Genomic DNA, 26,726 nt, shown 5'->3' on the forward strand with positions numbered 1-26,726 from the left:
TAACTCTTGCACAGTATCGGAGAACAAATTTAACAGGGTCTTGCCAAGACTGGCTTTCGCTGGAATTCCGGTCAGTAGCGGAACATTTCGCTCAAAATCCGTTCGTCCCAACCGTGGTCGTGGTCGAACATGATCACCCCACAGGCTTCGGTGGATTCCTTGACCGTAACATGTCTCACACGGCGAATTTCTGTGTGATCCGCCGACGCGCTGACCGGCCGCTTGTGCGCTGCCAGGATTTCGATGTCCACCTGGGCCCAGTTGGGAAGCAGTGCTCCTCGCCAACGCCGGGGGCGAAAGGCACTGATCGGCGTGAGCGCAAGCAGCTGAGCGGAAATCGGCAGGATCGGGCCATGGGCGGAGAGGTTGTAGGCCGTGCTGCCTGCCGGCGTGGCAACGATAATGCCGTCACACACCAATTCCTCCAGCCGAAGCTTTCCGTCTACCGAGATTTTCAAACGCGCTGCCTGTGAGGTCTGGCGCAGCAGGGACACCTCATTGATAGCAAGCGCTTCGTGGATCTTGCCGGTGTCGTCCTCTGCCGTGAGTTCCAGCGGTCGAATGGTCGTGATGTCGGCCTTAGAAAGACGCTCGGTCAGGCTCTCCTCTCGATACTCATTCATGAGAAAACCGACGGACCCGCGGTTCATGCCGTATATCGGCTTGCCGTTATGCATGTGTGCGTGAAGGGTCTGCAGCATAAGGCCGTCGCCCCCGAGAGCCACGATAATATCGGCGTCTTCGGCAGCGACGTTCCCATAGCGGCTGGAAAGGTCTTCAAGCGCCTTGCGGGCCTCCTCGGTGTCGCTGGCAACAAAGGCGAGCTTTTCGGTTGAAACCGGCCGGACATCTGAAGACGTGGGGAGGGGAGCGGATTGATTCATGATCCAAAAGGTCATTTAGCAGACAACGGACTCCCCAAAAAGCTCGCGTACTGCAGATTGCGTAGCCCTTGGGATTGCGGCTCACCAGCATAGCGGCAAATACAATGGAGGGCAGTTAAAAATTATGCGTGCCGTCAGCTTGGCAGTTCGGTGGAATTGTTGTTCCCGGCCGGAACCTGCACTGACTAGCGACGTTCGCAGGATGCCGATGTCACGAGATCCTGCCACTCGAGAAAGGGAACGACGATGGATCTTGTCTCATTGACCTTGGCCGACATGACCGCAGCGACGCGGGGCCCATCGCCTGTTTCGACCAGGAGCGGGCCGCCCGATGCACCGCTTTCCGTGTTGCAATCGGTGACCCAGATATCGGACCGGGTGCCCAGAACGCTGCAAGAGGGGACGACAGTCGGCAGAAACGGGCGGCTGCGCCGGTAACCGACGGACTGAAACCGGGTCGACTTGCGCAGCTGTTTCGCTTCTTCCAGAGACAATGGCGGAAGGGGAACGAGACTGCTTGTGTCCTTGAGAACGATGAGACCGATATCCTTTCGAATTTCACTCAGTTCCGGCCTTTCCGCCGGTTGATAGCCATCGATCGTCAAGAGGCACTCAGCCTCCAGCCGGGCGGCGAATTCGTCTCTGCGCACACCCGCTATGAACAGCACCTCATCAGCAGGCAGAAGTGATCCGGTTTTCTTCGACACAAGACAATGCGCAGCCGTAAGGACCAGTTTTGGCGAGATCAGCGTGCCCGTACACATGGTGATCGTTCGGAACCCGGCGCGGTTGACACGGCCGATCGATTGCCAGGGGTGGTCAGTGCTGTCGACGACTTCCAGCTCTGAGGACAAGGCGCGTGCTGGGAAACCTGCATAACCGAAAAGAACGATCGCAAATGACAGCACGACCAAATGGAACAGGTTCGATGCGGTTGCCCTGCAGATGGCATTAGCTCGACACATTTTGCCCGTTCCTGTTTTTGAGTCTCTAGACCCGATGCTTTTACACGACCAGGTGACGACGAGCAGCCACCTATTCGCGGTAATAGTCCCAGACCATTGATCTTGAGAGTGTTTCGTCGTTGTGGCGCATACGCGTCGACAACAATGCCTCCAGACTGGCTAGCGCGATGTCCCTGTGAAGCTGCTGGTGATCTGTGACCACCTGTTGGCCGGAGTCTCTTAGCAGGATCCCCGGCATTGCCGAGAAATGCACGTACTGCCAATCCGGTCCCATTCTTGAGACCAGGGACGGCGAGACGTTTTTGTCGTAACCCGGAAAAAGATGGGGTGCGCGATTGATCAGGTCCCGAAAGTCGAATTCCCAAAGCGCTGCATCGCGCCAGAACCCAGGCGTCGTGCTTGAAAGAAACGGCGACAGGCTACTGCCATCCGGCGCATGCTCCGGATCGATCTCCAAAAGGTCCAGAAGGGTTGGAAATATGTCCGCAGCAGACGTGAAAGCGGACACTCGATTGTTCCTCGATGCTCCGGGCGAGCGGATGATCAAAGGGATATGATAGCTTTCCCTGTAGTAACCGCCTTTGCCCAGCATCCAGTGATCCCCCATCATTTCCGCATGATCGGAAGTAAAGATGATCAGGGTGTTTTCGCTGTTCTCCAGTGCGGAAAAGATACGACCAAGCTGTGCGTCGACTTCTGAAATCATGCCGTAATAGAGCGCCCGGATGCGTTTCAGGTCGTGACGGGTCAGGTCCCTGACCAGAGTGTCGGCGCCGGGAATGTGGCTTGAAAGGTTCTGAAAGTCCTGGAGAGCTGCAATGAATGGATGAGCGGATGCCTCTTCCAACGCAGTTTGCGCGCCGGCGAATTCGGGTCCGTCTTCCGGATCGTACATGGTGTTGAACGGTTCCGGCACGGTGATCGGTGGATGCGGGCGCAAAAACGAGATGTGCGCCATCCAGGGTGTTTCCTTGCCCTTTTGCTCACCAAGCCAAGCCAAAAAGGCATCTGTCAGAAAGGCCGTTTGTGTTTCATTTCTCGAATAGACAGGTGGCTTGCGGGATATGAGTTCTTCGCCGTCCGGTTCCACATGATGAATTCTGCGGAATGTCGAAGGGTCATGACCGCGCGCGGCCAGCCAGGACAGCCAGGGTTTGTCGTCTTCGGGCAGGCTCTGCCGGACATCAAAGCCGGGCAGGACACCTTCATATGTCTTGAGTGCCGGGTCGTTCGGGTCGAGCAGCCGGGGGTCCGGAGAGGTGTCGGTATATCCGAAGAGCGTCGGCGCATATCCGGCGCGACGCGCTGCCCGGGCAATATTGTCGAAGCGGTCGTCAAGCGGTGCACCGTTCCAGACGACGCGGTGGTTCATCTGGTAAAGACCGGTATAGAGTGATGCCCGCGCCGGTGAGCACGGCGCTGTTGCGGCATAATGCTGCTCGAACACAGTTGCGGTCTCGGCAAAGGCATCCAGGTTGGGTGTTTTCACAACCGGATGCCCCATCATGCCGAGACAGTCGCCGCGCCACTGATCTGCGGTGATAAGCAGAATGTTCGGGCGGTTGGTCATGCAGTTTCGAGACGTTCGACCAGCGCAGGCAAATCGGCAACCGTGTCGATGACATGGTCGGCGCCGGCCGCTTTGAGCTTCGCAGTGGCATGTTGGCGCAACTTGTCGACTTCAGCTTCCGAAAGAGCGGCGAGTTCGTCGGGAGTCTTTCCAGCGTAGTTTCCGGACAGCGCCAGACCCACCGTTATGCAGCCGGCCGTGACCCCCTCGGCAATGCCTGGCTCCGTGTCGTCGACCTTGATGACCGCTGCGGGCGGATAGGCGACAAGATCGACAAAACACTTGTACATGCCGAGCGGGCCGGGACGTCCTTCCGGAAGATCGTCCGAGCAGACCAGATTGTCCGGCTCATAACCTTGTTCTGCGGCCCGTGGCAGGACCCGTTCCATGATCGAGCGCGTGTAGCCGGTCGTGGAGCCAATTTTGAGACCCTTTGCCCGCAAGAACTTGATTACATCGGCTGCGCCCGGGACGAGGTCGGCGAAATCGGCGACGACTTCTTCGTTCATCGGCACGAAGACCTCGTAGACCTTGTCAACATCGGCATTCGTCGGCGCCGCACCATATTTTTCCGACCACTGCGCTGCAATATCCGGGTCATCCATCATGTCGCGGATGTGGTCCCATTTCGGCTTTCCCATCGGGCCGCGGGCCTGGTCGATGCTGGCGGTGATGCCGAACTTTTCGAACGCCTTGACGAAAACCCCCATCGGGGCGAACGACCCGAAGTCGATCATGGTGCCGGCCCAGTCGAAGACCACAGCTTTGAATTTGCTCATTTTCTTATCCTTATGTGTAGAGGTTGGTGATCGTTTCCTCACCAATCGCGAAGGCTGTCGAAGCGCCGCAGCCTGCCGTCACCATGACGACACGCGTTGCATCGTCGGGTGCGTCTGTCAAACGCCAGCGGTCCGGTGCAGAGGCATAGGTTCCAATCCAGGATTCGGTTACCTCGTATGGGCCCAGATCCAGGATCGCGTTCATTTCGGAAAGGATCAGATCGTTCACGGTTTTGTCGATAAACGGATCCGGTGTCGGATCGTAGTGATGGCTGTCGCCGACGACGAGGCTGCCGTCGGCGGATTGAACCACAATGAGATGAATTCCGTTGTCCCGATAATCGGACATCTCAAGGTCCAGCCGCGCTTTCAGCGCGGTCGCCTCGGGCAGTTCTGAATAACCAAGGTAACGGGCGAGACCGAGATCCGACATAACCGCAGTCCCCAGATGCGCTTTCTGGTGCGGCGTTACGCGTAACATCTGCAATTTGCAGCGGGTCACTTCGTATGAGGCGATCCGGTCGCTGAAAAGTGTCGTGCCGTCGTCGCCGGGGCAAACCACAACGGAATCCGCGTGGACCGTTCCGCGGGATGTTTCCAGCTTTGGTGTTTCAACCGCGTTGACGCTGGTTTGCCAGAGGAAATCAACGCCGTGCATGGCTTCCAGCCAGTTTGCGATCTGGGGAAGGGCGTCCCTGGATTCAACCCTGACTTCAAGCGGTGAATAAAGAGCGCAGGAGATTGCGTCTGTGCGAAGTGAGGGAACCCGATGTGCAGCCTCTTCCGGTGTCAGAAGTTTGCAATCAGCACCCATCTCCGTCTTAAGGAACGCGTCGATAACCGCTTCCGATTCCGGGAGCCGGGCTGTCATGGTAAGGCCCTGGTGCAGTAACTCGATTTCTGCAGCCTGGGCGACTTCTCCCCAAATCTGACGGCTTCGGGAGGCCATTTTCCAGCAGTCGCCTGCCTGTTGCCCGGTGACTGTGACAAAGCCGAAATTTCGAATGGAGGCGCCGTTTGCCACGCTGTCGCGTTCTATTACAACCACCTTCTTGCCGCGCTTGACGGCTGCCAGGGTGTGCGCAAGCCCGACGATCCCAGCGCCAACGACAGCGAGATCATAGGATTTCTGTGTCATTCCGAGATGCTCTTAATTCTTGGTGTTTGGCCTTGAGAAATCGAATTCCTCAACAAAGTGGCAGGCGACAAAGTGGTCTTCCGAAACTTCGCGCCATTCCGGCGTTTCCGATGCGCAGTGATCCTTTGCAAATGGACACCTGCTGTGAAAGCGGCAGCCGGACGGGGCGTCGAGCGGATTGGGGATCTCGCCCTGAAGCTTGATCGGGTCGAACTCCAGATCCGGATCCGCCTGCGGGATCGCTGACAGCAGTGCGTGGGTGTAAGGATGCTTCGGCTCAAAGAAGAGTTTTTCCGTTGGCGCATATTCCACGAACTTGCCGACATACATGACGGCAACGCGGTGACTCATCTGCGCGACAACAGAAAGATCGTGCGCGATAAACAGGAAGGCGACCCCCATTTCTTCCTGCAGATCTTTCAAGAGGTTGACGATTTCAGCCTGGATCGAAACGTCGAGTGCGGAAACGCTTTCATCGCACACGACAAAATCGGGTTTCGAGACGAGGGCGCGCGCGATGCAAATACGCTGACGTTGGCCTCCGGAGAAGGCGTGCGGAAACCGGCGCAGATGCTCCAGGTTCAGCTTGCAGCGACCGGCAATCTCGCGCACCCGTTCGTCAATCGCCTCACGATCCTTCATCATGCCGGAAGCGATAAGCGGTTCTGCGATAATGTCGCGCACGGTCATGCGCGGGTTGAGGGACGAATAGGGATCCTGGAATACGAGGCTCATCTTTGACCGGAACAGACGGAGCCTGTCTGCTGCCAGCCTCGAGAGCTGCACCTTGCCCTCGGAAAACACCATATTCATGTGCTGACGGAACTTGCGCAGGTCTTCACCTTCTGCACGAGCAACATCGATATCCTGATCCTGCGTGTGGAAGATCACATCACCGCTGGTGGGGTCGATAGCTCTGAGGATCGCGCGACCGACCGTGGTCTTGCCTGAGCCGGATTCCCCAACGAGCCCGACGGTTTCTCCGCGCTTGATGTCGAAGGAAACGCCATCGACAGCACGAAGTTGCCTGACTTCGGACGAAAACAGTTTCTTCTTGCGGATCGGGAACATGACTTCGAGATTCTTGACCTCGATGAGAACGTCATTCGTGGTCATGCTGCACTCCTTCCGCTTTCAGGTTCCTTGTGCAGCCAACAGCGGACCGATCGTCCGGCATCGCCTCCGACCTCGGGCGGTTCGTTGACATCGCAAATGCCGTTGATGAAATCGGGACATCTTGTGTGGAAGGGGCACCCGGTCGGCCGTTCAGTCGGACTTGGAATGTCTCCAGGAACCGGTGACAAGCGGTCGTGCAGGGTGTCGAGGCTCGGGATCGCCTTCAGCAGGCCCTGGGTATAGGGATGCTTTGGATTGCGAATGACATCCCTTGTCGCACCGCGTTCCACAATCGTGCCGAGGTACATCACAGCGACTTCGTCCGCGATCTGCGCGATGACGCCCAGATCGTGCGTGATGAAAATCATCGCCATGCCGAGGTCACGCTGCAGATCACGCATCAGGTCGAGCACCTGCGCCTGGATCGTGACGTCGAGTGCCGTGGTCGGTTCATCTGCAATCAAGAGTGCCGGGCCGGCGGAAAGGGCGAGGGCGATCATCGCGCGTTGGCGCATGCCGCCGGACATTTCATGCGGATACTGGTCGATGCGTTCGGCAGGACTGGAGATGCCAACCTTGTTGAGCATTTCGACGGCGATCTCGCGGGCTTCGCGTTTGCCGCATTTCCGATGCAGGCGTATGGCTTCCATCATCTGGTTGCCGATCGTGTAGACCGGAGAGAAGCTGGCCATCGGTTCCTGGAAGATCATGCCGATCTCACCGCCGCGAAGGTCTCGCAGCGCGCGCGACTTCGGTTTGATCTTGTGGATCTCGATCTCTTTGCCGTCTTTCGCCCAATATGTGATCTTTGTGTCGTCACCAAGCGACGCATTGCCCGGAAGAAGGCGCATAAGCGCCTTTGTCGAAATCGACTTGCCCGAACCGCTCTCGCCGACAAGACCGAGTGTTTTTCCGGCTTCGACCGAAAAGCTGACGCCCTGGACCGGCGTAATCCGGCCTTCGTCCGTTGCAAAGGAAATGGAGAGATTTTCAACAGTCAGCATTGTCCTCTCCTCATTTTGCTTCGCTATAGGGATCTGCAGCATCGCGCAGCCCGTCACCGATGACGGTGAAGGCCAGAACGGCAACAACGACGAAAAGCGCAGGGATGAACAGCCAGGGTGTCTGCTCGATCACACGCACCGACTGGGCCTGCTGCAACAGAACGCCCCAGGAGACGGTCGGCGGGCGAAGCCCAAGCCCGACGAAGGACAGGGCCGTTTCCGACAGGATCATGTACGGGAAGGAAATCACCAGATCGACAATGATGAAACTGGTGAAGCTCGGCAGCATGTGTTGCCCGATGATCCGACCAGGCCGGGCGCCGGCAAGTCTTGCAGCTACGACGTAGTCCTCACCGCGAATGGACAGGAGCTGGGACCTTATTCGTCGGGCCAGCGTCGGCCAGCCGAAGAGGCCGAGGATGAGTGTCATTGCGAAGTAGACCTGGGTGGTCGACCATTCCTTCGGCATGGCGGCCGCCAATCCCATGTAAAGCGGGATGATCGGAACCACCCGGACGACTTCCGTGACACGCTGGATGACGTTGTCGGTCATGCCGCCCGCATATCCGGCGACACCGCCAATCGCGAGCGCCAGGACGAACGAGATCAGAACGCCGATCACACCTATCGAAAGCGAAGTGCGGGTTGCGTACATCGTGCGTGAGAAGACATCGCGGCCAAGGTCGTCCGTCCCCCAAAGATGGAGCTTTGCGTCCGGATCCGACAGCCCGAAGAGATGAATGTTCGTTGGGATGAAGCCCAGAACCTTGGTCCGCTCGCCTTGAACGAAAAACTCGACGTAAACGCGCTTTTCAGGATCCGGGACCGATATCGCGCGCAGGGTAACGGGATCGCGTTTCGTCGAGACCCCGTGAATGAACGGCCGCGCTGAGCAACCGTTCTGGTCGCAGAACTTGGGCATCTGCGGAGCGCCGTCGATATACTGCGTGTCACGTGTCGTCGGGCCGTAGGGTGCTACGAATTCGGCGAAAATCCCGAGAAGGGCCATCACGCCAAGGATGACACCTGCAACCATGGCTGCCTTGTGCCGCCGGAACCGCCACCAGATCAGCGTCCATTGGGAGGCTGAGTAATATTTCAGCCTTTGCTGGCGCTCTTTTTCTTCCTGTTTGCTGAGGGCATTTGCAGTTGCGTCGGACATCGATCAGGCCCCCAGTTTGATGCGCGGATCGAGCCACGCCAGCAGAAGATCGGAAACGAAGTTCATGAAAACGATAATGAAGGTGAGCAAGAGCAGGATCGCGCCGGCGACATACATGTCGAGATCGAGATAGGCCTTGAGCAGCAGCTCGCCGAGTTCGGTAAGCCCCAACACGGCTGCAACAATCGGCAGCTCTGAGAAAATGCGGTTCACGTCGAACCCGATGGTCGACACAATCGGATTGATCGCCAGGCGTGCCGGGTACTTGAGGAGCAGTTTGCCTTCCGGGACGCCGCGCGCACGTGCGGCCGTTACCGAAAGGCGATTGAGCTCATCGGACATCGTCGCCCGCATCGTTTGGATCTGGTAGGCGACAGCAGACCAGGCAAGGACAACGGCGGGCAGCCAAAGGTGCTTTATCAGGTCCCAAAGTTTGCCGAGTGACCAGGGGGCATCCTGATACTGCGGCGAAAAAAGACCGCCAATGTCTGCACCGAACCATTTGTTGGCGAAATAGAGCAGGATCAGCGCCAAAAGAAAGTTTGGAAGCGCCAGGCCCAGATAGGAGAAGACTGTCAGGCCGTAGTCAAGTGAAGACCCGCGTTTGACCGCGGCATAGATGCCGACGGGAACTGAGATCGCGTAAGTCAGGAGCAAGGTCGTCAGCAAAATGCCGAGCGTCAGCCACACCTTGTCGCCGATGACCTTCACTACGGATGTCTCAAAGGCAAAGGCCTGACCGAAATCGCCGCGCAGGACGATATTGCCGATCCAGTCGAAATATCGCAGTACCATCGGTTTATCGAGACCCAGGTCTTCGCGGATCGCCTGGACGTCAGCCTCGGTGACGCTGACGCCGGTACCGGAGAACTTCCGGAACGCATAGCGGTCGGCATAGTCTCCAGGTGGGATTTCCATGATGATGAAGACCATCACGGACACGAGGGCCATGGTGATCACCATGCCCACTAGGCGTTCAAGCGTGAAACGCAGCATCGGATCTCTCCGTCCTGCCGGCTTATCGGACGTTCCGATGTCACCGGTTGCCCCAATTCCAAACCGCATCCCGAAGGCGCGTCGAGCGCTCTCTCCAAGGATCCGTCATACCCAAGAGCAGGTGGCTGATCCCCTTGGACACTCCATGGTCCTTCTCAGGACGAGGTCATGTCTGCATCGAGGGCATGTTTGGATGGTCTCGGCTGTTGCCGGACACCGCCAACGTGGCCGGGGCAGTTTGCCGCCCCGGCCAAACTCGAAGAGTTACTGTTCCAGTGACCACTGCTGCGGGCGGTACGGGTAGGTCCAGTAGAAGTCGTAGGTCTTCGCCTTGATCGGCTGGACGTTTTTCATGCTGTTGTGGAACATGAAAGGCGCAACGATGTCGCCGACAGTGCCGATCTTCAGCAGATTGTCGTTGTGGATCTTTGCGATCTCCGCGCCGATCCTGTTGCTTTCGTCAGAACCCATCTCGACCTGAATGAATTTCTCAGACAGATCCCAGAGCTTCTGGATATCTGCCGGAGGTTCGGTGCCTTCAGCGCCGCCGGATTCTTTCCAGGCAGCCCACTCAAAGCCGGTGCCAGGGTTGAAGTAGTCGCCGAACGGCGGAATGAAGACCGTGACGTCCTGGGAGATAGTCGGGCCTGCATTGCCATCATATTTCCAGGTGGTAACGTCGAGGTCGTTGTTGTTGCCGGCAGCGCGGTATTCGTCGGAAGTGACTTCTTTGAGGTCAACCCGGACGCCGGCCGCAGACCAGTAGTCGCGGACCAGTTCCATCATCTTCACCGGAACACCCTGGCTGGAATAGACCAGACGGACGACCAGCGGTCTGCCGTCAGAGAGTTCCAGTGTGCCGTCACCGTCGGAGTCCTTCAGGCCAATTTCGGCCAGCAGGGCCTTTGCGCCTTCCAGGTCGTACTCGATGTCCTTGTTGAGCATCTCATCGGTGATGAAGGAGACTGTTTTCGGCTCAGCTGGCACGCCCTGCATCGGAGTGCCCTGACCGAGGTAAACAATCTCGTTGATCTCGCCACGGTTCATCGCGATGGACATGGCGCGGTTGAAGCGGATGTCGTTGAAGAGTTCCGCCAGGGCCGGATCCTTGTGTGTCCGGTTGAAGGAAAAGAAGACGTTTTCACCGAAGGTCGGTGCGAAGGAAACGGTGTAGTTGCCCTTGCCTTCATTTTCCTTCAGGAGCGGGAAGTCTTCCAGGAACACGGCCTGCTGTTTCCATTCGACTTCGCCGTTCATGATTTTCAGGTTCTGGACTTCCTTGTCGCCGATATAGATTTCGGAAATTTCGGAAATGTAGGGCAACTGGTTGCCGGCCGTGTCCACCATGTGGAAGTAAGGGTTGGCAACAAGCTTGCGGCCTTCGGAGCTCTCGTCGACAACGATGTGGCTTTCAAGGGTCGGCACGACGACACGGCCGATCTTCGCAGCCTTGTCGCTGTCCTTCAGAAGCGGGGACGGGACGTCTTTCCAGTCCGAACCGCCGTAATAGAAGTCGACGGCTGCAGCGGCATTTTCAAATCCGTGTTCCTTGGCGAGGTCTTCGGCGCCGTCATTATGCCTGGGCATGAACTGGCCAAGGAAATGCTTCGGCTGGAACGGCTGGCCGTAGTCGACGGCGAAGCGGTTCAAGATGCCGGGGGTCGGAACCGGAAAGGTGAATTTGACGGTGGTCGGGCTGACGGCTTCAACCTTGACCGGCTCACCGGCAAAAAGCCAGCGCCCCGGTGTCTTCTCGTAGACATCCGGGTTCAGGATGATGTCGTTGTACCAGAAGGCAACGTCTTCTGCCGTGAACGGTTCGCCGTCCGACCACTTGTGGCCATCGCGGAGTTCGAAGGTCAACTCGGTGTAGTCGTCATTCCAGTTCCAGGCCTTTGCAACGTTCGGGACAACGGTCTGCAGGTCGTCGGAATAGCGCACGAAGTTCACGTGGCGCACGGACAGGAGGTCGGATGTACCGGATTCCGTGCCCTTCGAGATGCCGTTCAGGACACCGCCATAGGTTCCAATCTTCTGATAAGGAGCAACCACCAGCGGTTCGGCGGGAAGACGGTCGGCGACATCAGCCAGGTCACCATTGCCGAGGATCTTGCCATTGAGGTCGTTGATCGCAGGGTTCTGAGCGAAAGAAAGGCTGCAGGAGCCCTTTTCCTCGAACTCGGCAAGCTCGAATTGCTGCGGATAATCGGCGGTCAGGCCTTTCATGTCTGCAACAGTGACAGGCGGGCAATTGGCCAGGGCAGGGGATGCCATGACGGCCAGCGCTGCACCGGACAGAAGGATGGATTTGAAGGTCATTGCGGGCTCCTCAGGGGGAATTTGTGCGAAGCCCTAATGACTGCGATCTATAACAGTTTTATGAAATTTTCAAATGTATAACTTTTAGCTATAATTTGATCTCTGACACGGAAATGTCAAAGACCGCGCAAACTTTCGCGGAAAGCCTCGATTGCGGCAACCTTGGCCATGTCTTTCTGCCAGACCACGTAGTGATTGGCGACAAGTGTGCGATCGTCGATCTGAATGGCAACACAGCCGTCCCGCTCGGTGATCTCTGCCTCCAAGGCAATACCAACCCCGACGCCAGAACGAATAAGCGTGGCTATCGAGCCCCAGGATCCAAGCGCGAGGATCGTATGCGGCTTGACGTCAGCAACGGTTGCTGCCGCTTCAAAAATCTTGCGCGTACCGGAGGCGCCTTCCCGCTGCAACAACGGGAGCGCTTCTACATCCGCCCAGGTCACCTTCTTCTTTTTCGTCAGGGGATGATCCGGCGGCGCTGCAATGACAATGCGGGTCTGGACGAGCAACACACCATCAAAGCTGTCAGGGATTTCACGGCCGGTTACAAAGCCAATGTCAATGTCGCCACTTGCAATCAGGTCGATGATGTCCTGCGTGGCAAGTGCGCGGGCCTCGATTGTGATGTCAGGATGAAGAGACATGAAACCGGAGATCTGCGGGATCGCGAGCTGATACGTTGAATAACCAATCCGCAATTCGCCCGCTGCGAGCTCCTTTTGGTGAGAAAGCTCGGTTTCGATGTCTTCAACCAGGGCCAGAACGGCTCTGATTTTCGGCAACAGACTGTCAAGGGCGGGTGTCGGCGAGATCGAATAACCGGATTTGGCAAGAAGCCTGGTCTTGAACCGAGCTTCCAAACCCTGCACATGATTCGAAATCGAAGGCTGTGAGACACCGATCTCCTTGGCTGCAGCAGAGAAGCTCCCGACTCTGATGACCGCTTCCAGGGCACGCAGCTGGACCAGGCTCAGTGCGTTTTGGTGTCTGATCTGTGCTTTGTCCATGCCTTTTTGTCTTCCCGGAAAATTCGTGATGTTCGGTTTCGCAATCGCACGTTTCGGCCTTTTTTGGTTCAGTTTGCACACTTGGAAGCCCCGTTCCATGTGCAATCAATGCAGATCGCTCACAAGAGCTTTGAAGCGTCGCCGAAATTCACACCAGAGCGCTCTTTCAAACCGGCGCGTGCTCCGATAGGCTCGATTCCGGTTGCGTATATTTTTTTGACCACGTTGACGGATTGTTACGTGAGGTAGGCCGTGATGGACAAACCTCGGCGGGTGTTTTGACAGACACGGGACTTTCTCCGTCCCTGCTTGGGGGAGCATACAAAAACGTGAATACTGCGCGCTCGTTCCGGTCCTCCCTGAAACCTGTCTGGATTGTCGGGATTCTTGGGATGTGCCTGTTTCTGCAGGGGTGCGGACTTTCGGATGCGCCGGTACTTTTTCCGAAAGGGCCGATAGCTCTCGCAGAGCGAAATCTGCTGTTCACCGCCTTTGCCCTGATGATGATTGTGGCCATACCCGCAATCGTGCTCACGCTATTCTTCGTCTGGCGTTATCGAAGTGGCACAAAGAAGGCTGCTTACACGCCGGACTGGGAAGGATCGTGGAAGGTCGAAACGGTGATCTGGCTCGTGCCTGCCGCGATCATCGTGGTTCTTGGAACGCTGGTGTGGGAGACGACCCACAAGCTTGACCCTTACAGAGAAATTGAGTCGGATAAACCGGCCTTTCAGGTACAGGCCATCGCTCTCGACTGGAAGTGGCTATTCCTTTACCCGGAGCTTGGCGTCGCAACCGTAAACGAACTCGCCTTTCCCGCGGACCGGCCGCTCGCGATCGAAATCACGTCGGATACGGTCATGAACTCCCTTATGATCCCGGCGCTGGGCGGACAGATCTATGCGATGGCGGGCATGCGGTCCGAGCTTCACCTGCTGGCGGATGAACCGGGTGTATTTACAGGCCGAAACACGATGTATTCGGGAGACGGGTTTCCCGATCAGCATTTCAAGGCCCATGCCCTGAGCGAAGACGGCTTTGCGGACTGGAAGGACAAGGTCTCGGCAGAGGCGGCGACGCTAGACGCAGAGACCTATCTGGAACTCCACAAGCAGAGTGTCGCCAATCCGGTGACCTACTATTCATCGTTCGAGACGGATCTTTTCAGTCTGATATTGCGCAAATATTCGCCGATCGTCGGTCCTTATGAAAGCAGAGCCGCCGAACTCATCTGCAGGGGGGCTGCGTGATGCTGGGTCGTCTGACACTCGATGCCATACCGCTTTATTCCTGGGTCGCCATGGGTGGTGCTGCCGTTACGGTGGGTGGAGGGATCGCGGTTTTCCTGCTGATCACCTATCTCAGAGCCTGGAAGGTGCTTTGGACCGATTGGCTGACCAGCGTCGATCACAAGAAGATCGGCATCATGTATGTGGTGCTGGCGCTGGTGATGCTTGTGCGCGGGTTTGTCGATGCCCTGATGATGCGCGCCCAGCAGGCCGTCGCGCTGAACAATGAGGGCTACCTGCCTCCTGAACATTTCGAGCAGATCTTTTCCTCGCACGGTACCATCATGATCTTTTTCGTGGCGATGCCCTTCCTGACAGGTCTGATAAACATCATCGTTCCGCAGCAGATCGGCGCGCGGGATGTGGCGTTTCCGTTCCTGAATTCCGTCAGCCTGTGGCTCACGGCAGCGGGTGCGGCGCTGGTTCTGGTCTCACTCGTTGTCGGCAAGTTCTCGACAGCCGGCTGGACCGGTTATCCGCCCTATTCGGGTATTGAGTACAATCCGGGGGTCGGGGTCGACTACTGGCTCTGGGCACTGATTGTCAGCGGGGTCGGCAGCACCGCGTCGGGGATCAACTTCATCGTCACGATCGTCAAGAACCGGTGCCCGGGCATGACCTATATGCGCATGCCGATGTTCACCTGGACGACGCTGTGCATTTCGATCCTGATCGCCTTCGCCTTTCCGGCGCTGACCGTGGTTGCGGCCCAGCTTACGCTGGACCGCACGCTGGGCTTTCATTTCTTCACCAACGGTGATGGCGGCAACATGATGCTGTTCGCCAACCTCCTCTGGATCTGGGGACATCCGGAAGTCTACATCCTGATCCTTCCGGCGTTCGGCATCTTTTCCGAAGTGGTGGCGACCTTTTCCCGGAAGCGTCTGTTCGGCTACAAATCTCTCGTTTACGCGACCGCCTGCATTGCCATTCTTTCCTTCACGGTCTGGCTGCATCATTTCTTCACGATGGGTTCGTCCGCCAATGTGAATGCGGTGTTCGGCATCGCGACAATGATCATCGCGGTGCCGACAGGCGTGAAGATCTTCGACTGGATGTTCACCATGTACCGGGGACGGATCGAGTTTCATCCTTCCATGGTGTTCACGATCGGCTTCATGGTGACGTTCGTGATCGGGGGCGTCACCGGCGTCCTGCTGGCGCTGCCGCCCGCCGATTACCTGATGCATAATTCCACCTTCCTGGTGGCCCATTTTCACAACATGCTTATTCCCGGCGCACTCTTCGGGTATTTCGCCGGTCTGAACTACTGGTTCCCGAAAGCGTTCGGGTTCAAGCTCGATGCCAAGTGGGGTATCCGCTCTTTCTGGTTCTGGATCATCGGGTTCTATCTCGCCTTCATGCCGCTCTACGTCCTCGGTTTCATGGGGATGAGCCGGCGCATGGAACATTATGCGGATCCGAATTGGCAACCCTATCTGATCGTCGCCGCGCTGGGCGCGATCTGTGTCTTGTGCGGGATCATCTGTATTGCCATCCAGCTCTATGTTTCGGCGAAGAACTGGGGCTCGGCGCGGGACATCACCGGTGACCCCTGGAACGGCCGGACCCTGGACTGGGCGACGTCCTCGCCTCCGGCTCCCTATAATTTTGCTGTTCAGCCGGATGTTCGGGACATCGATGCCTTCCATGACATGAAGATCCGGGGTGTGGCGTATCAGGCGCCGGCCAACTATGAAGACATAGTCATGCCCAAAAGCAGCGCGCTCGGACCGATCATCGGGGCGCTGGGCTTTGTGCTCGGTTTTGCGTTTGTCTGGTACATCTGGTGGCTGGCTGCACTGGCTCTGGTGCTTGGCCTCGTCTGTGTCGGAATCCGGGCCTGTGACGACGACACCGATTTCGTGATGCCTGCATCCGAGGTCGCGAAGATCGAGGGCGCACGACTTGCCCAGATTACAGCGGCAGACATGCATGACATGCAGGATTTCGTGCCGGTCGGCGCAGCCTCAGGTGCTCCTTTGGCGGGGAGGGTGTGATGACTGAAACAGTGATGGCCGACGACATTCTCGAGCACGAAGAGAAGAAATCGCTGGAATCGCGCGAGTTCGGCTTCTGGGTCTACCTCATGACCGACGCGGTCATTTTCGCGCTCCTGTTTGCGTCCTATGTGGTTCTTTCAAAGAACTCGGCAGCCGGGCCGACCTCAAAAGAGTTGTTCGATCTCGGGCATACGGCTGGAGAGACGGCTCTGCTCTTGTTCTCCAGCCTGACGTTCGGCTTTGCGACGATTGCAATGGCGGCCGGACAGGCAGGCAGGGTGGTGCAGTGGCTGATCGTCACGCTTTTACTCGGTCTTGGGTTTCTGGCGATGGAGATCATCGAGTTTCACGGCATGATCGCCCAAGGTGCAGGACCGGGGACCAGCGGCTTCTTGTCGGCATTCTTTACGCTCGTCGGCACCCATGGCCTTCACGTGGCTTTTGGCGCCGTCGGGATATGCGTGATGATCGGCCAGGTGCTCGTCAAGGGACTGACGCTGCCCGTGCGTTCACGTCTCTTCAGGTTGGGGCTGTTCTGGCACTTTCTGGACATTGTCTGGATCGGGATTTTCTCGGTCGTTTACCTGCCGGGCGTGATGTAGGAGGAGGCGAACCATGGATCATTCAGCCGAACGCAGTCTTTCGACCTATCTCACAGGCTTTGCGCTGGCCGTCGTTCTGACCGCGATCCCGTTTACACTGGTCTGGGGCGGGCTTTTGACAGGACCTGCGGTCTATGCCGTCATCGCTGTTGCTGCGGTCTTGCAGGTGATTGTCCACCTTGTGTTCTTTCTGCACCTTGATCTGAAGTCGACCCCTGCCGAAAACCTCTTTTTTCTGGGCTTTGCGGCAGTGCTGATCTTCATCATGGTCGGCGGCAGCCTGTGGATCATGATGGACCTGCATCACCGCATGATGTGACTTCCAATCCGCTCGGAAGAGCAAGTCTTGAGGAGCTATAGGCCATGAAAAAGCAGACACTCTTTTTGATGACTATCCTGGGAAGTGCCGTGCCGGGCGTGGCGCTGGCTGACTGCAAGGCCGACATCAGCAAGGTCGAATACGCGATCGTTCACGCGAACCGCAGCGGAATAGACGAGTTCACGGTCGAAAAGATGCGGGTCCTGCTTGATGATGCGAACAAGGAGCGCAAGGCCGGCAACGAGACGAAGTGTCAGGAATTGATCAATCAAGCCAAATATATTGGCAACGTGGAGTGAAACAGGAAGCGGCGTGAGTCCCTGCCGATCTTCAGCAAATCGGATACCGGGCTGAAGAAAAAATATCGATAAAAATATTGAAGTGATGCAAATATCGTTTTACTCTCGATCACAAATTCGGGAGGACACGATGTTTAACTTGATTAAATCGACAAGCCTTGTGATCGGGCTGTTCGCTTCGGCGACCCTCGCACAGGCAGAAGAGCTTCGTATCGGTACCGCGAGCCTTGGCGGCGCGTTTTACCCGATGGGGCAAAGCATCTCCAATCTTGTGAACAAATACGCGGGCGACGATATTTCCATGGTGCCCGTGGTGACCGGCGGTTCGGTTCAAAACCCGCGGCTCGTCGACAGCGGTGAAGTCGAGATTGCGATCACCAACAACAACCTTGCCGTTCTGGCCGTGAACGGGAAGGGCCCCTACAAGAGCGGTGCGATCGACATGAGTGCTGTTGCGGCGCTTCATCCGAGCGTCCTGCACATGATTGTTTTGGACGGGTCCGACATCAAGACCATCGAAGACATCAAGGGCAAACGCGTGGCAGTTGGACCTGCGGGTGGTGGAACGCTCGGTTTCCTGAATTTCCTGCTGCCCTTGCACGACATGTCCATGGACGACATCACGCCGAGCTTCCTGTCCTATTCGGACGGTTTCAGCCAGCTGAGCGATGGTAATGTCGACGCGGCCTTTGCGCTCTCGGGCTATCCGGCCGGTGCCGTGATGCAGGCAGCCGCCGGCAACAAATTGCGCTTCATCAGCTTTTCCGACGGCATGCTCGACACGGCTCTGGAAAAGAATGGAGCGTTCAAGGCTGTTGAAATTCCGGCGGATGTCTATGGCACCGCTGAACCGGGAACCGTGATCGGTGTCAACAATATGCTGATCGCGCCGAATTCGCTGCCCGCCGACACCGTTGAAAAGATCGTCGCGTCAGTGTTCGACAACCTGGAGGAATTTCAGGCAGAAAACGCCAACGCCAAGCAGATCGATCCGGCGAATTCCCTGAACCTTGCAATCCCGCTCCATGAAGGTGCGGCCCGCTATTTCAACAAATAAAAGCAAAAAACAAAAAATAAGATCACCCCATCGACCCCGGTGCGGGCCCGCTTCGGCGGGCTCGTGATCGGGCATGAGAAAAGGGATGTCACGTGACAGGCCAGAACGACACAAAAGCGCTGTTAAGCAAAAACACTGTCGTGCTGGTGGCAGCCTTCGGGCTTGGCCTGTTTCATCTGGCGGTTGTCTCCGGTGTCATCGCGATCTCGACCATGCCGCTTCGCCTGGTTCATGTGGCGATGGCGTTTTCGCTTCTGTTTGCGCTTCGACCTGCCTCTGAAAAACTGGCGGGCACAAAGGCGAACTTTCTGTTGTCGGTCGTCCTCATTGTGGCCGTGCTGGGAGCCAGCCTCTGGCTGATCTCGCGCTGGAAGGCGATTGCCTTCAGCGGCGGTTTGACGACGGATGGTGACTTTTATGCCGGGCTGGTCATTCTGATCCTGGTCTTTGAAGCCGCCCGCCGGGGCGTGGGTCTCATCCTGGCAATCATCACCCTGGTCTTCTTCTGCTATCCCTTCATCAGCCCCTATCTGCCGGGGATCCTGAGTGGACGCGGCTACAGCCTGGAACGCATGGTGTTGTTTCTGACGACCGATACCCAGGGCGTTTACGGCATCCCGATCGGCGTCGCCGCGACCTACATCATCGTCTTCACCATCTTCGGGGCGATGCTGTCACGCTTCGGTGCCGGTGACTTTTTCTTCGAAATCTCAATCCGCATCACCAAAGGCTTGCGGGCGGCAAGCGCCAAGTCGGCCGTCCTGTTTTCGACGCTGATCGGTATGGTGTCCGGGTCCGCTGCGGGCAATGTCGCGGTGACCGGTACTGTGACCATTCCGATCATGAAGCGCGAAGGCTATCAGCCGCACCAAGCCGGTGCGATCGAGGCGGTTGCCTCGACAGGCGGGCAGCTTATGCCACCGGTCATGGGCGCGGCCGCCTTCATCATGGCCGAGATCGTCGGGGTTCCATACACTTCGGTCATGGCAGTCGCGATCCTGCCGGCGCTTTTGTTTTTCGGATCGGCCTTTTTCGTCGTTCATCTTCAGGCGGTAAAGTCCGGGATCGAGCCGAAGCAGGGAGACCAAAGCGACGGGCGGCCGCTTCACCAAGTCCTGCTGCAGGGCGCACCTTTTATCGGAGCGTTTGCCGTCCTGGTCGGCTTGATGCTGGTCGGTTTCTCGCCCTTCAAGGCCTCTCTGTGGGCCATGGGCGTGCTGATCGGGCTGGACATTGTCAGATCCCGCCGGATCGACTTTGAACTTGCCAAGAAGATTGCGCTCAGCATTGCCGAAGGCTCGCGCAACGTCATCACTATTTCTGCGGCCTGTGCCGCTGCGGGCGTGATCTCTGGAACGCTCGGCATAACGGGACTTGGCTCGAAAATAGCGCTCTTGATCGATGTGGCATCCAACGGTCAGCTTATTCTTGCGCTGCTGTTCACGATGATCGCTTCGATTATCCTGGGCATGGGGCTGCCGACGACGGCCGCCTATCTGATCCTGGCAACAGTGGTGGCGCCGGCGCTGGTCAAGTTCGGCGTGCCGATGCTGACCGCCCATTTCTTTGTTTTCTACTACGGCTGCATTTCCACCATTACCCCGCCCGTGGCGCTCGCGTCCTATGTTGCCGGCGGGATCGCGGGGGCCGATGTCAACAAGGTTGGCTGGACGGCTGCGTCCTATGCGCTGACGAGCTTCGTTCTGCCGTTTGCATTTGTCTTCGGACCGGGCCTTTTGATGCAGGGCGATGTCCTTGCCAATCTTCTGGCGGTTGTGACCGGCTTTGCAGGTGTTGGCGCGGTGGCGACCGGCGTTATCGGCTGTCTCTTTTCACCGCTTTCCTGGACAAACCGGATGATCGCGCTTTGTGCTGGTCTTTGCCTTCTTATCCAGTTTTGGCCGACTGCGATCCTCGGTGCGCTCCTGCTTGGATATCTGTTGGTCCAGCAGCGCGCCAGCCGGCAAGTCTCCTTGAAATCCTGAAACAGACGGAACGAATATGGCAAGAGAATTCAGACGCGTTGTCACCGGCCACGATGAAAAGGGTGTCGCGATTATCGAGAGCGACGGAATTGCGACGCACCGGCTGCAGCGGGACAACCGACCCGGCGTGACGCTGACCAACTTCTGGCTTTCAGACGGCACACCGGCGGAATATGACGGCGCGACGGAAACCTGCGATGGCCCGTTCATCCTGCATCCGCCCAAGAACGGCAGTGTTTTCCGCGTTGTCGAGTTCATGCCCGAAGATCCTGAAGTGATGAAAACACTCGACGGCAAGGCAGCCTTCGCTGAGATGGGGGCAGGCGACAATGTCGTCGAAAACGCGCGCCACCCGTGGATGCATCGGACCAACAGCGTCGATTATGCCGTCATCCTGACCGGCGAGATTTACATGCTGATGGACGAGGAGGACGTGCTGCTCAAAGCCGGCGACGTCGTCATCCAGCGGGGGACCAATCACGCCTGGTCGAACCGGGGCACGGAGCCGTGTTCCATCGCCTTCGTGCTTGTCGACGGTGTGACACAACGCGGTGCTAAGGAAGAAGACCTGAAAGGCATCCCAAAACGTTGACGGAAAAACTTTGAGGCCGGGGGCTGACAGAAAGAGGACTTGAGATGCGCACAGTTGGATTGATCGCGGCCATGATGGCCATGGCCGCCCCGTTTCCGGTTCTGGCGGAAGCCCCGGACCTGAAGACACCGGCTCCGGTGATCTATCTCGCCGACAATCTTGATGAAGCCGACAATCTTGGCTGGTGCATTGATACGCTGGGGCGGGGGTTTTCCGAGAATTTGCAGACCCATTCCTGCAAACCCCAAGGCGGCGACGTGCAGTTTTCCTTCGACGCGGCATCCGGCCAGATCCGCTCGGTCGAATTTGACGGCAAGTGCATGGAACTGATTGCTCCCGACGACCCGAAGATCGCCTTCGTTCTTCGCGACTGTGCCGATGGCAACGGGGCTCAGGCCTTTGCCTTCGACGCGTCAAGCGGCCTAATCACACCCGCGGATCAACCCGGCAACTGCGTTACGGCAGGCGAGGCCAGCCGCACCGCCGGCCCGTTCATGTCCCGCGACCTGATCCTGACCCCATGCGACACGGCAGATACGGCGCTGATCACATGGGTAGAGAAGAAGTAGTTTTCTCATACGGGTTCGATTTTTGGGTACGAACCTGACGGGAATCGAATTTTGGTGGGAACTGGTGCCGGCAGCAGGATTCGAACCCGCGACCCCGAGATTACAAATCACGTGCTCTACCAGCTGAGCTATACCGGCGCCGGGAAAGGCTTCTACCAGATTGGGCGCGCTTGTCCATGCTAGAAACGAAAAATTTGGCAGAGTGCGCAAAAATCTCTGCCAAGCCCTTCTGCTTTAACCTGAAGTTGCAGCGCCGTTGTGGATAATGCGGTCGTTCAAAGGTGTTCAAGGGGTGGAGGTGTTCACCATCTCGTCCTAGTGCCCCGGTGCCAGTCAGTCGTCGCGCACGCTGTCGATGCCGCACAATTTGGTACTCGCCCTGAGCCAGGATCTGCAATTGAACAACCCCTTGGCCCCGGCTCGGGGCCGGGGCGGCAACTGGGTGGGAAGCTGAACTGCGCTAGAACCGGTTGGGCTGGCGTTGGCCACCAAGACCGTTAAAAGGCATAGAGCCTTCCGGACATGATCTCGCTGCGGATGTCGAGCGCGAGCTCGGCTTCTGGAAGGAGCGGGAATGTGCTGGTGAAGGCAGAAATCGACGCGCGGATGTTGTGTTCAAGCTTTGCCCCTTCCGGCAGGCCGATGTCGGCGACCACGTTCTCTGCGTGGATTCTCAGAACACGTGTCTTGCTGAGGTCGGACAGTTGAAAGGCGGCAACGACCTGGTTTGCATCGATCTCAAGTGCGCCGACCGTTCCTTCTATTGTCGCGACCGCGCTGCCGCTTTCCATTTCGAAAGCACCAGCGTTTCCAACCAGAGAAACCTGGGAGTTTGAACTTGCAATCGAAATGGCTTCGAACTGGCCCTTCAGGCTGGCGATGGTGGCATGTTGATGGATGGACACGGAAAGATGTGGCGGTATCTGGCCTTCAAGCAGCACGCTGCATCTGCGTGTGACCCCGGACGCGCTCTCCTTGAAACCGACATGAACATACAAGCTGGCCTGAACCCGGCGGACATCCAGAATGGGCCGGCAGCTCTGGGCGCGCAAACCGGACTTCACAACATGCAGCACGGGCGGGGTGTCCTGCGCCGTGCTGAGATTGAGTTTGCTGCTTTCGCCCTCAAAAATGAGGTTCTTGATCGGCTTGAAATCAACACCCTCGAATGGATTGGCAGCGACCGGCGCTGCCAGCACCACGCCAAGGAAGCTCAAGACCACTGCCTTCAAACCGGTGATATTCATGACGCCCATCCCACCTGACTGCGCAAATACCCTGCCGTCTGTCGCCTGAGTGTTCAGGCTTCAGAAAGTCTACTCCAACGCGCTGTTCTTGCCAAAAAACGAACGGTTCGGAGGGTGTCCGGCAACGTGCAAGCCACCATCGATCCGCAGCTTCGGCAGCGCGACCAAGAACAGGATAGGCCGAGTCTCCGTTTGATTGCGAGAATAAAATACTAAAACTTAAACGGGAAGTGACGCGTTTCGACTCGGTGTTGAGACTGCCACGGTTCAGCGGTGTCAAAGCCCCATTTTCATGCGCGCGACATAAAGCGATAGAACGGCGGCATTTGAGACGTTGAGCGAGCGGATTTCCCCGGGCATGTCGAGCCGCGCGAGGAGACCGCAGGCTTCGCGGACACCCTGTCGCACACCTTTGCCTTCAGACCCCAGGACCAGGACGGTCTTGTCGGTGAACTCTGTGTCTTCCAGGCTCGCGGGGCCATCGCTGTCCAGCGCGATGCAGCCAAAGCCCTGGTCCTTCATGTCCGATACGAAACGGGCCATATTTTTCACCCGCACATGTTTGATCATGTCGAGGGCACCGGAAGCCGATTTTGCCAGGACCGGGCCTTCTTCGGGGGCATGGCGCTCCGTTGTCACAACGGCGTCGGCGTTAAGGGCAACAGCGGATCTGAGGATGGCGCCGACATTGTGCGGATCAGTGACCTGGTCGAGTGCCAGCACCAGACGGGCGCCCTTCAGGTGATCGACGCCATAGGCGGGCAGGGGATCGGCTTCCAGGATCATGCCCTGGTGGACCGCATCTCTGGTGACCATGCGGTCGAGGGCCTTCGGCATCATTGTCTCAATGGGGACATCGATGTTGACGCCACGCTCTACGAGACGGTTCTGCGCGTTTTCGGTGGCGTAGAGTTTCAGCCGCTTGCGATCCTTGTTGGCAAAGGCCGCTTCGACTGTGTGGAGACCGTAAAGAAGGACGGGACCTTCCGGCGGCAGACCCGGCCGGCGCGGGGCGGGTTTACCGGCCGATTTCTTCTTGAAGTAAGGCTTCTGGCCGGGGCGGTGCCCGGTTCGCGCTGATTTCGAGTTTTCCGTCATGGCGCTTGCTGTAGCGGGAAATATTCTGGAGGGGAAGGGGGATCGTCTGGTCAGTGCCCGGGAGTGTTACAAGATACTGGGGCCGTCCCGGCCTCGAGCCGGGACCTCGCACAGACAAAAGGCCCCGGATCAGGTCCGGGGCGGCGCATTGGTTTGCTGTTTTGTTTAGAGACCAATCGACTGATGCAAGGATCAGGCTGACCGAAGCCAAGGTTTTCAAGACGGCCTCAAAATCATGCAGCTCACCGTACCATGAGCGATCAGCTTGCCATTCGCATCCCTCAAATCGCCTTCTGAGGTTGCAAGACGCGAACCACGGTGGACGATCCGGCCTTCGCAGACGACTTCGCCGCTATTTGCCTGCAGCGGGCGGACCATGTTCACGTTGAGCGACGTGGTCGTGTAGAACTCGCCCGGTTTCAAGGTCGTATGGACAGCACAGCTCAAGGCCGTATCGATCAGGGTCGAAATCCAGCCGCCATGAACGGTTCCGAGCGGGTTGAGGAATTCCTTGGCCGGCATGCCGGTAAAGACGGCGCGGCCTTCCTCGAATTCCTTCATTCTTATATTGGAGTGGACCATGATCGGCGGCGCGGGCAGGTTGCCCGCCATCATGTGATTGAAGATGTCGAGACCGGTCATCTCCGAAAATGCGGTCTTCGGCAACGCGCCGAGCGTATGGGTCTTGCCGTTCTCGGTGATCGTGTCCGTATCGCTCATGAGGCGTCCTTCATTTATGAGTCCATACTCTAGTCGGATGAGGCTGCGTTCGTCTTAGCCTCAGTGTCTTCCAAAATGTGCACAGCCTTGCGCAGCGCGGACATATGCGCCCTGACGGCGCTGGCGCCCTCTGTTCCCAGAAGCGCGTCCAGTTCCTCCTGGGCTTTCCGCCAGGCCTGATGAATTTCAATGACCTTCCGTTCACCGGCGGGCGTCAACTCGGGCAGGACTGTCCGTCCCGCTGTTTCGCGTCGCCTTATCAGACCGGCCGCCTCAAGCGGCTTGAGGTTGCGGGCGAGGGTGGACCGGTCGATGCCGAGATATCTGGCGATTGCGGAGGCCGAGGGTGCCGTGCCGTCTGCAATGACCGCCAACAGCTGAGCCTGCGTCAGTTCCAGGCCGAGCGCGGCCATATGACGGTTGTAATGTCTCGTCAGCAGATTCGCCGTGCGCCGGGCCGCATGGCCAAGGCAGGTGCGGCCCATTTCGGCAAAATCAATTTCTTTCAGTGAAGAAGTCATTTGTTGTAGATACAACAACGACGAGAGATCGGCAATCTGAATCGGCTTTCAACCTATTCAGGCGCGCCAAGCGGGAGCGAAAAACGCGTTCGACGCGACGGAATTCAAGCTTGAGAACTTGTCCACAGATCGGCCGGTAAAAAGCCTTGAAGCGGGGAAAAACAAAGGGAAACCGTGACAAGGCGCAAACATGCAGGCACTGTGGTCGTGAAAGTAGCCGGGGTAATCTCCAGCGGTCGAAGCACCTGTTTCGAGCGTCTTGTTGATTTTGTTCATTTCTTTGCAAAATCAGCGTTGACAGCACAGGTTCGCATCTGCATAACACGCGCCACGGGATTGCTCGCCCTTCAAGGCGGGCTCTCCGGTTAAGCCATCCTGATCGCTTCGGCGTGAAGCAGGACGAGATGGAGGAGTGCCCGAGTGGCTAAAGGGGACGGACTGTAAATCCGTTGGCTATGCCTACGTTGGTTCGAATCCAACCTCCTCCACCATCGTTTTTGGTTCGCACGTAGTGCGGGTGTAGCTCAATGGTAGAGCAGCAGCCTTCCAAGCTGACGACGAGGGTTCGATTCCCTTCACCCGCTCCATCATGGGGCTGACCGGAGTGTCCGGAACGGAAGGCTCTTTCGCCCGGAAATCCTGAAAAATAGTTCTACGGGAAGCATCTCGTCGCTCGCGGATCTGTCCAAGGCGCCGGAGTGCGTCCCGCCTCGAGCCTATATCGACCGAACCGAGTATTGGACAGAGAGCGACGCCGATGGCGAAGGAAAAATTTGAGCGCAACAAGCCGCACGTTAACATTGGCACGATTGGCCACGTTGACCATGGCAAGACGACGCTGACCGCTGCAATCACGATGACGCTGGCTGAGGCTGGCGGCGCAGAAGCAAAAGCCTACGACGAGATCGACGGCGCGCCTGAAGAAAAGGCCCGCGGCATCACCATCTCCACGGCTCACGTTGAGTATGAGACGGAGAACCGTCACTACGCGCACGTCGACTGCCCTGGTCACGCTGACTACGTGAAGAACATGATCACCGGTGCTGCCCAGATGGACGGCGCGATCCTGGTTGTGTCTTCTGCAGACGGCCCGATGCCGCAGACCCGCGAGCACATCCTGCTTGCACGTCAGGTTGGCGTTCCGGCTCTTGTTGTTTTCATGAACAAGGTCGACCAGGTCGACGACGAAGAGCTGCTTGAGCTTGTCGAGATGGAAATCCGCGAGCTGCTGTCTTCGTATGAGTTCCCGGGCGACGACATTCCGATCGTCAAGGGTTCTGCGCTTGCTGCGGTTGAAAACCGTGATCCTGCGATCGGCCGTGACGCGATCCGTGAGCTGATGGCTCAGGTCGATGATTACATCCCGACGCCTGAGCGTCCGAAGGATCAGCCGTTCCTGATGCCTATCGAAGACGTGTTCTCGATCTCCGGCCGCGGTACGGTTGTGACCGGCCGTGTTGAGCGCGGTATCGTCAAGGTGGG

25 protein-coding genes and 3 tRNA genes are annotated in these 26,726 nt (G+C 57.7%); 12 read left to right on the forward strand and 16 right to left on the reverse strand.

The window, feature by feature from the left end:
• Positions 1-71: 71 nt before the first annotated feature.
• The 11 genes from RBB47_RS28990 to RBB47_RS29040 form a co-directional block, all read right to left on the reverse strand.
• Positions 72-884: an NAD kinase gene (locus tag RBB47_RS28990; protein WP_305989417.1), complete on the reverse strand. Its 813-nt coding sequence runs from the start codon at positions 882-884 to the stop codon at positions 72-74.
• A gap of 185 nt (positions 885-1,069) precedes the next feature.
• A complete protein-coding gene (locus RBB47_RS28995) occupies positions 1,070-1,849 on the reverse strand; it encodes a serine protease (RefSeq protein WP_305989418.1) in 780 nt (259 codons plus the stop codon).
• A 70-nt stretch (positions 1,850-1,919) separates the two neighbouring features.
• Entirely contained in the window at positions 1,920-3,419 is a 1,500-nt protein-coding gene (locus tag RBB47_RS29000) for a sulfatase-like hydrolase/transferase (RefSeq protein ID WP_305989419.1), read from the reverse strand.
• Complete coding sequence (gene phnX / locus RBB47_RS29005; protein ID WP_305989420.1) at positions 3,416-4,198, reverse strand: phosphonoacetaldehyde hydrolase; 783 nt, start codon at positions 4,196-4,198, stop codon at positions 3,416-3,418. Before phnX ends, RBB47_RS29000 begins: the two co-directional genes overlap by 4 nt.
• Positions 4,199-4,208: 10 nt before the next feature.
• Positions 4,209-5,336 carry a TIGR03364 family FAD-dependent oxidoreductase gene (locus tag RBB47_RS29010; RefSeq protein WP_305989421.1) on the reverse strand — a complete coding sequence of 376 codons (1,128 nt, stop codon included), beginning with the start codon at positions 5,334-5,336 and terminating at the stop codon, positions 4,209-4,211.
• A gap of 12 nt (positions 5,337-5,348) precedes the next feature.
• Entirely contained in the window at positions 5,349-6,452 is a 1,104-nt protein-coding gene (locus RBB47_RS29015; RefSeq protein ID WP_305989422.1) for an ABC transporter ATP-binding protein, read from the reverse strand.
• Positions 6,449-7,456 carry an ABC transporter ATP-binding protein gene (locus tag RBB47_RS29020; RefSeq protein ID WP_305989423.1) on the reverse strand — a complete coding sequence of 336 codons (1,008 nt, stop codon included), beginning with the start codon at positions 7,454-7,456 and terminating at the stop codon, positions 6,449-6,451. The genes RBB47_RS29015 and RBB47_RS29020 overlap by 4 nt, the downstream gene beginning before the upstream one ends.
• 10 nt (positions 7,457-7,466) lie before the next feature.
• Positions 7,467-8,618 carry an ABC transporter permease gene (locus tag RBB47_RS29025; protein WP_305989424.1) on the reverse strand — a complete coding sequence of 384 codons (1,152 nt, stop codon included), beginning with the start codon at positions 8,616-8,618 and terminating at the stop codon, positions 7,467-7,469.
• Positions 8,619-8,621: 3 nt separating this feature from the next.
• Positions 8,622-9,614 carry an ABC transporter permease gene (locus RBB47_RS29030; protein ID WP_305989425.1) on the reverse strand — a complete coding sequence of 331 codons (993 nt, stop codon included), beginning with the start codon at positions 9,612-9,614 and terminating at the stop codon, positions 8,622-8,624.
• Positions 9,615-9,878: 264 nt separating this feature from the next.
• Positions 9,879-11,933, reverse strand: coding sequence for an ABC transporter substrate-binding protein (locus RBB47_RS29035; protein ID WP_305989426.1), 2,055 nt, complete (start codon positions 11,931-11,933; stop codon positions 9,879-9,881).
• 116 nt (positions 11,934-12,049) lie between these two features.
• The gene (locus RBB47_RS29040; RefSeq protein WP_305989427.1) at positions 12,050-12,943 is read right to left on the reverse strand and encodes a LysR family transcriptional regulator; all 894 of its coding nucleotides are present in this window, start codon (positions 12,941-12,943) and stop codon (positions 12,050-12,052) included.
• A 329-nt stretch (positions 12,944-13,272) separates the two neighbouring features.
• Here RBB47_RS29040 and cyoA point away from each other — a divergent pair, with 329 nt between their 5' ends.
• The 9 genes from cyoA (at position 13,273) to RBB47_RS29085 (ending at position 21,658) form a co-directional block, all read left to right on the forward strand.
• Positions 13,273-14,193, forward strand: a complete 921-nt coding sequence (cyoA, locus tag RBB47_RS29045) for a ubiquinol oxidase subunit II (RefSeq protein ID WP_305989428.1) — start codon at positions 13,273-13,275, stop codon at positions 14,191-14,193.
• Positions 14,193-16,232 (forward strand): cytochrome o ubiquinol oxidase subunit I, encoded by a 2,040-nt coding sequence (gene cyoB, locus RBB47_RS29050; protein ID WP_305989441.1) that lies wholly within the window; start codon positions 14,193-14,195, stop codon positions 16,230-16,232. Before cyoA ends, cyoB begins: the two co-directional genes overlap by 1 nt.
• Positions 16,232-16,837, forward strand: a complete 606-nt coding sequence (cyoC, locus tag RBB47_RS29055; protein WP_305989429.1) for a cytochrome o ubiquinol oxidase subunit III — start codon at positions 16,232-16,234, stop codon at positions 16,835-16,837. Before cyoB ends, cyoC begins: the two co-directional genes overlap by 1 nt.
• A gap of 13 nt (positions 16,838-16,850) precedes the next feature.
• Positions 16,851-17,156, forward strand: a complete 306-nt coding sequence (gene cyoD, locus RBB47_RS29060; protein WP_305989430.1) for a cytochrome o ubiquinol oxidase subunit IV — start codon at positions 16,851-16,853, stop codon at positions 17,154-17,156.
• A gap of 44 nt (positions 17,157-17,200) precedes the next feature.
• Complete coding sequence (locus tag RBB47_RS29065; protein WP_305989431.1) at positions 17,201-17,455, forward strand: hypothetical protein; 255 nt, start codon at positions 17,201-17,203, stop codon at positions 17,453-17,455.
• A 130-nt stretch (positions 17,456-17,585) separates the two neighbouring features.
• Positions 17,586-18,512 carry a TAXI family TRAP transporter solute-binding subunit gene (locus RBB47_RS29070; RefSeq protein ID WP_305989432.1) on the forward strand — a complete coding sequence of 309 codons (927 nt, stop codon included), beginning with the start codon at positions 17,586-17,588 and terminating at the stop codon, positions 18,510-18,512.
• A 92-nt stretch (positions 18,513-18,604) separates the two neighbouring features.
• Entirely contained in the window at positions 18,605-20,497 is a 1,893-nt protein-coding gene (locus RBB47_RS29075; RefSeq protein ID WP_305989433.1) for a TRAP transporter fused permease subunit, read from the forward strand.
• A 16-nt stretch (positions 20,498-20,513) separates the two neighbouring features.
• Positions 20,514-21,089 carry a cupin domain-containing protein gene (locus tag RBB47_RS29080; RefSeq protein ID WP_305989434.1) on the forward strand — a complete coding sequence of 192 codons (576 nt, stop codon included), beginning with the start codon at positions 20,514-20,516 and terminating at the stop codon, positions 21,087-21,089.
• A 44-nt stretch (positions 21,090-21,133) separates the two neighbouring features.
• Positions 21,134-21,658, forward strand: coding sequence for a ricin-type beta-trefoil lectin domain protein (locus RBB47_RS29085; RefSeq protein WP_305989435.1), 525 nt, complete (start codon positions 21,134-21,136; stop codon positions 21,656-21,658).
• Positions 21,659-21,720: 62 nt separating this feature from the next.
• Here the strand turns inward: RBB47_RS29085 and RBB47_RS29090 are convergent.
• The 5 genes from RBB47_RS29090 to RBB47_RS29110 all read right to left on the reverse strand — a co-directional run bounded on the left by RBB47_RS29090 (position 21,721) and on the right by RBB47_RS29110 (position 25,244).
• Positions 21,721-21,796, reverse strand: a tRNA-Thr gene (locus RBB47_RS29090).
• Positions 21,797-22,155: 359 nt separating this feature from the next.
• Positions 22,156-22,905, reverse strand: a complete 750-nt coding sequence (locus tag RBB47_RS29095) for a hypothetical protein (protein ID WP_305989436.1) — start codon at positions 22,903-22,905, stop codon at positions 22,156-22,158.
• 276 nt (positions 22,906-23,181) lie between these two features.
• Positions 23,182-24,003 carry an RNA methyltransferase gene (locus RBB47_RS29100; protein ID WP_305989437.1) on the reverse strand — a complete coding sequence of 274 codons (822 nt, stop codon included), beginning with the start codon at positions 24,001-24,003 and terminating at the stop codon, positions 23,182-23,184.
• 216 nt (positions 24,004-24,219) lie between these two features.
• Positions 24,220-24,723, reverse strand: a complete 504-nt coding sequence (locus tag RBB47_RS29105; RefSeq protein WP_305989438.1) for a PaaI family thioesterase — start codon at positions 24,721-24,723, stop codon at positions 24,220-24,222.
• Between the two features lie 29 nt (positions 24,724-24,752).
• Positions 24,753-25,244 carry a MarR family winged helix-turn-helix transcriptional regulator gene (locus RBB47_RS29110; protein WP_305989439.1) on the reverse strand — a complete coding sequence of 164 codons (492 nt, stop codon included), beginning with the start codon at positions 25,242-25,244 and terminating at the stop codon, positions 24,753-24,755.
• Between the two features lie 406 nt (positions 25,245-25,650).
• Here RBB47_RS29110 and RBB47_RS29115 point away from each other — a divergent pair.
• The 3 genes from RBB47_RS29115 to RBB47_RS29125 all read left to right on the forward strand — a co-directional run.
• Positions 25,651-25,735: transfer RNA gene (locus RBB47_RS29115), tRNA-Tyr, on the forward strand.
• Between the two features lie 22 nt (positions 25,736-25,757).
• Positions 25,758-25,831, forward strand: a tRNA-Gly gene (locus RBB47_RS29120).
• Positions 25,832-26,001: 170 nt separating this feature from the next.
• Positions 26,002-26,726, forward strand: a 725-nt coding sequence (locus tag RBB47_RS29125) for an elongation factor Tu (protein WP_305989440.1), incomplete at its 3' end; no start/stop codon positions are given.

The sequence above is a fragment of the Roseibium sp. MMSF_3544 genome, from assembly GCF_030732845.1.
In the GTDB taxonomy this organism is placed as follows: Bacteria; Pseudomonadota; Alphaproteobacteria; order Rhizobiales; family Stappiaceae; genus Roseibium.

Excerpts from the sequence above, each read along its gene's own strand:
- RBB47_RS29010 (WP_305989421.1), bottom strand. The coding sequence starts at position 5,336 with ATGACACAGAAATCCTATGATCTCGCTGTCGTTGGCGCTGGGATCGTC.
- RBB47_RS29080 (WP_305989434.1), top strand. The coding sequence starts at position 20,514 with ATGGCAAGAGAATTCAGACGCGTTGTCACCGGCCACGATGAAAAGGGT.
- RBB47_RS29095 (WP_305989436.1), bottom strand. The coding sequence starts at position 22,905 with ATGAATATCACCGGTTTGAAGGCAGTGGTCTTGAGCTTCCTTGGCGTG.
- RBB47_RS29105 (WP_305989438.1), bottom strand. The coding sequence starts at position 24,723 with ATGAGCGATACGGACACGATCACCGAGAACGGCAAGACCCATACGCTC.
- phnX (WP_305989420.1), bottom strand. The coding sequence starts at position 4,198 with ATGAGCAAATTCAAAGCTGTGGTCTTCGACTGGGCCGGCACCATGATC.
- cyoD (WP_305989430.1), top strand. The coding sequence starts at position 16,851 with ATGGATCATTCAGCCGAACGCAGTCTTTCGACCTATCTCACAGGCTTT.
- RBB47_RS29065 (WP_305989431.1), top strand. The coding sequence starts at position 17,201 with ATGAAAAAGCAGACACTCTTTTTGATGACTATCCTGGGAAGTGCCGTG.
- RBB47_RS29025 (WP_305989424.1), bottom strand. The coding sequence starts at position 8,618 with ATGTCCGACGCAACTGCAAATGCCCTCAGCAAACAGGAAGAAAAAGAG.
- RBB47_RS29000 (WP_305989419.1), bottom strand. The coding sequence starts at position 3,419 with ATGACCAACCGCCCGAACATTCTGCTTATCACCGCAGATCAGTGGCGC.
- cyoC (WP_305989429.1), top strand. The coding sequence starts at position 16,232 with ATGACTGAAACAGTGATGGCCGACGACATTCTCGAGCACGAAGAGAAG.
- RBB47_RS29110 (WP_305989439.1), bottom strand. The coding sequence starts at position 25,244 with ATGACTTCTTCACTGAAAGAAATTGATTTTGCCGAAATGGGCCGCACC.
- RBB47_RS29030 (WP_305989425.1), bottom strand. The coding sequence starts at position 9,614 with ATGCTGCGTTTCACGCTTGAACGCCTAGTGGGCATGGTGATCACCATG.
- RBB47_RS29020 (WP_305989423.1), bottom strand. The coding sequence starts at position 7,456 with ATGCTGACTGTTGAAAATCTCTCCATTTCCTTTGCAACGGACGAAGGC.
- RBB47_RS29085 (WP_305989435.1), top strand. The coding sequence starts at position 21,134 with ATGCGCACAGTTGGATTGATCGCGGCCATGATGGCCATGGCCGCCCCG.
- RBB47_RS29015 (WP_305989422.1), bottom strand. The coding sequence starts at position 6,452 with ATGACCACGAATGACGTTCTCATCGAGGTCAAGAATCTCGAAGTCATG.
- RBB47_RS29070 (WP_305989432.1), top strand. The coding sequence starts at position 17,586 with ATGTTTAACTTGATTAAATCGACAAGCCTTGTGATCGGGCTGTTCGCT.
- RBB47_RS29040 (WP_305989427.1), bottom strand. The coding sequence starts at position 12,943 with ATGGACAAAGCACAGATCAGACACCAAAACGCACTGAGCCTGGTCCAG.
- RBB47_RS29035 (WP_305989426.1), bottom strand. The coding sequence starts at position 11,933 with ATGACCTTCAAATCCATCCTTCTGTCCGGTGCAGCGCTGGCCGTCATG.
- RBB47_RS29100 (WP_305989437.1), bottom strand. The coding sequence starts at position 24,003 with ATGACGGAAAACTCGAAATCAGCGCGAACCGGGCACCGCCCCGGCCAG.
- RBB47_RS28995 (WP_305989418.1), bottom strand. The coding sequence starts at position 1,849 with ATGTGTCGAGCTAATGCCATCTGCAGGGCAACCGCATCGAACCTGTTC.
- RBB47_RS28990 (WP_305989417.1), bottom strand. The coding sequence starts at position 884 with ATGAATCAATCCGCTCCCCTCCCCACGTCTTCAGATGTCCGGCCGGTT.
- cyoB (WP_305989441.1), top strand. The coding sequence starts at position 14,193 with ATGCTGGGTCGTCTGACACTCGATGCCATACCGCTTTATTCCTGGGTC.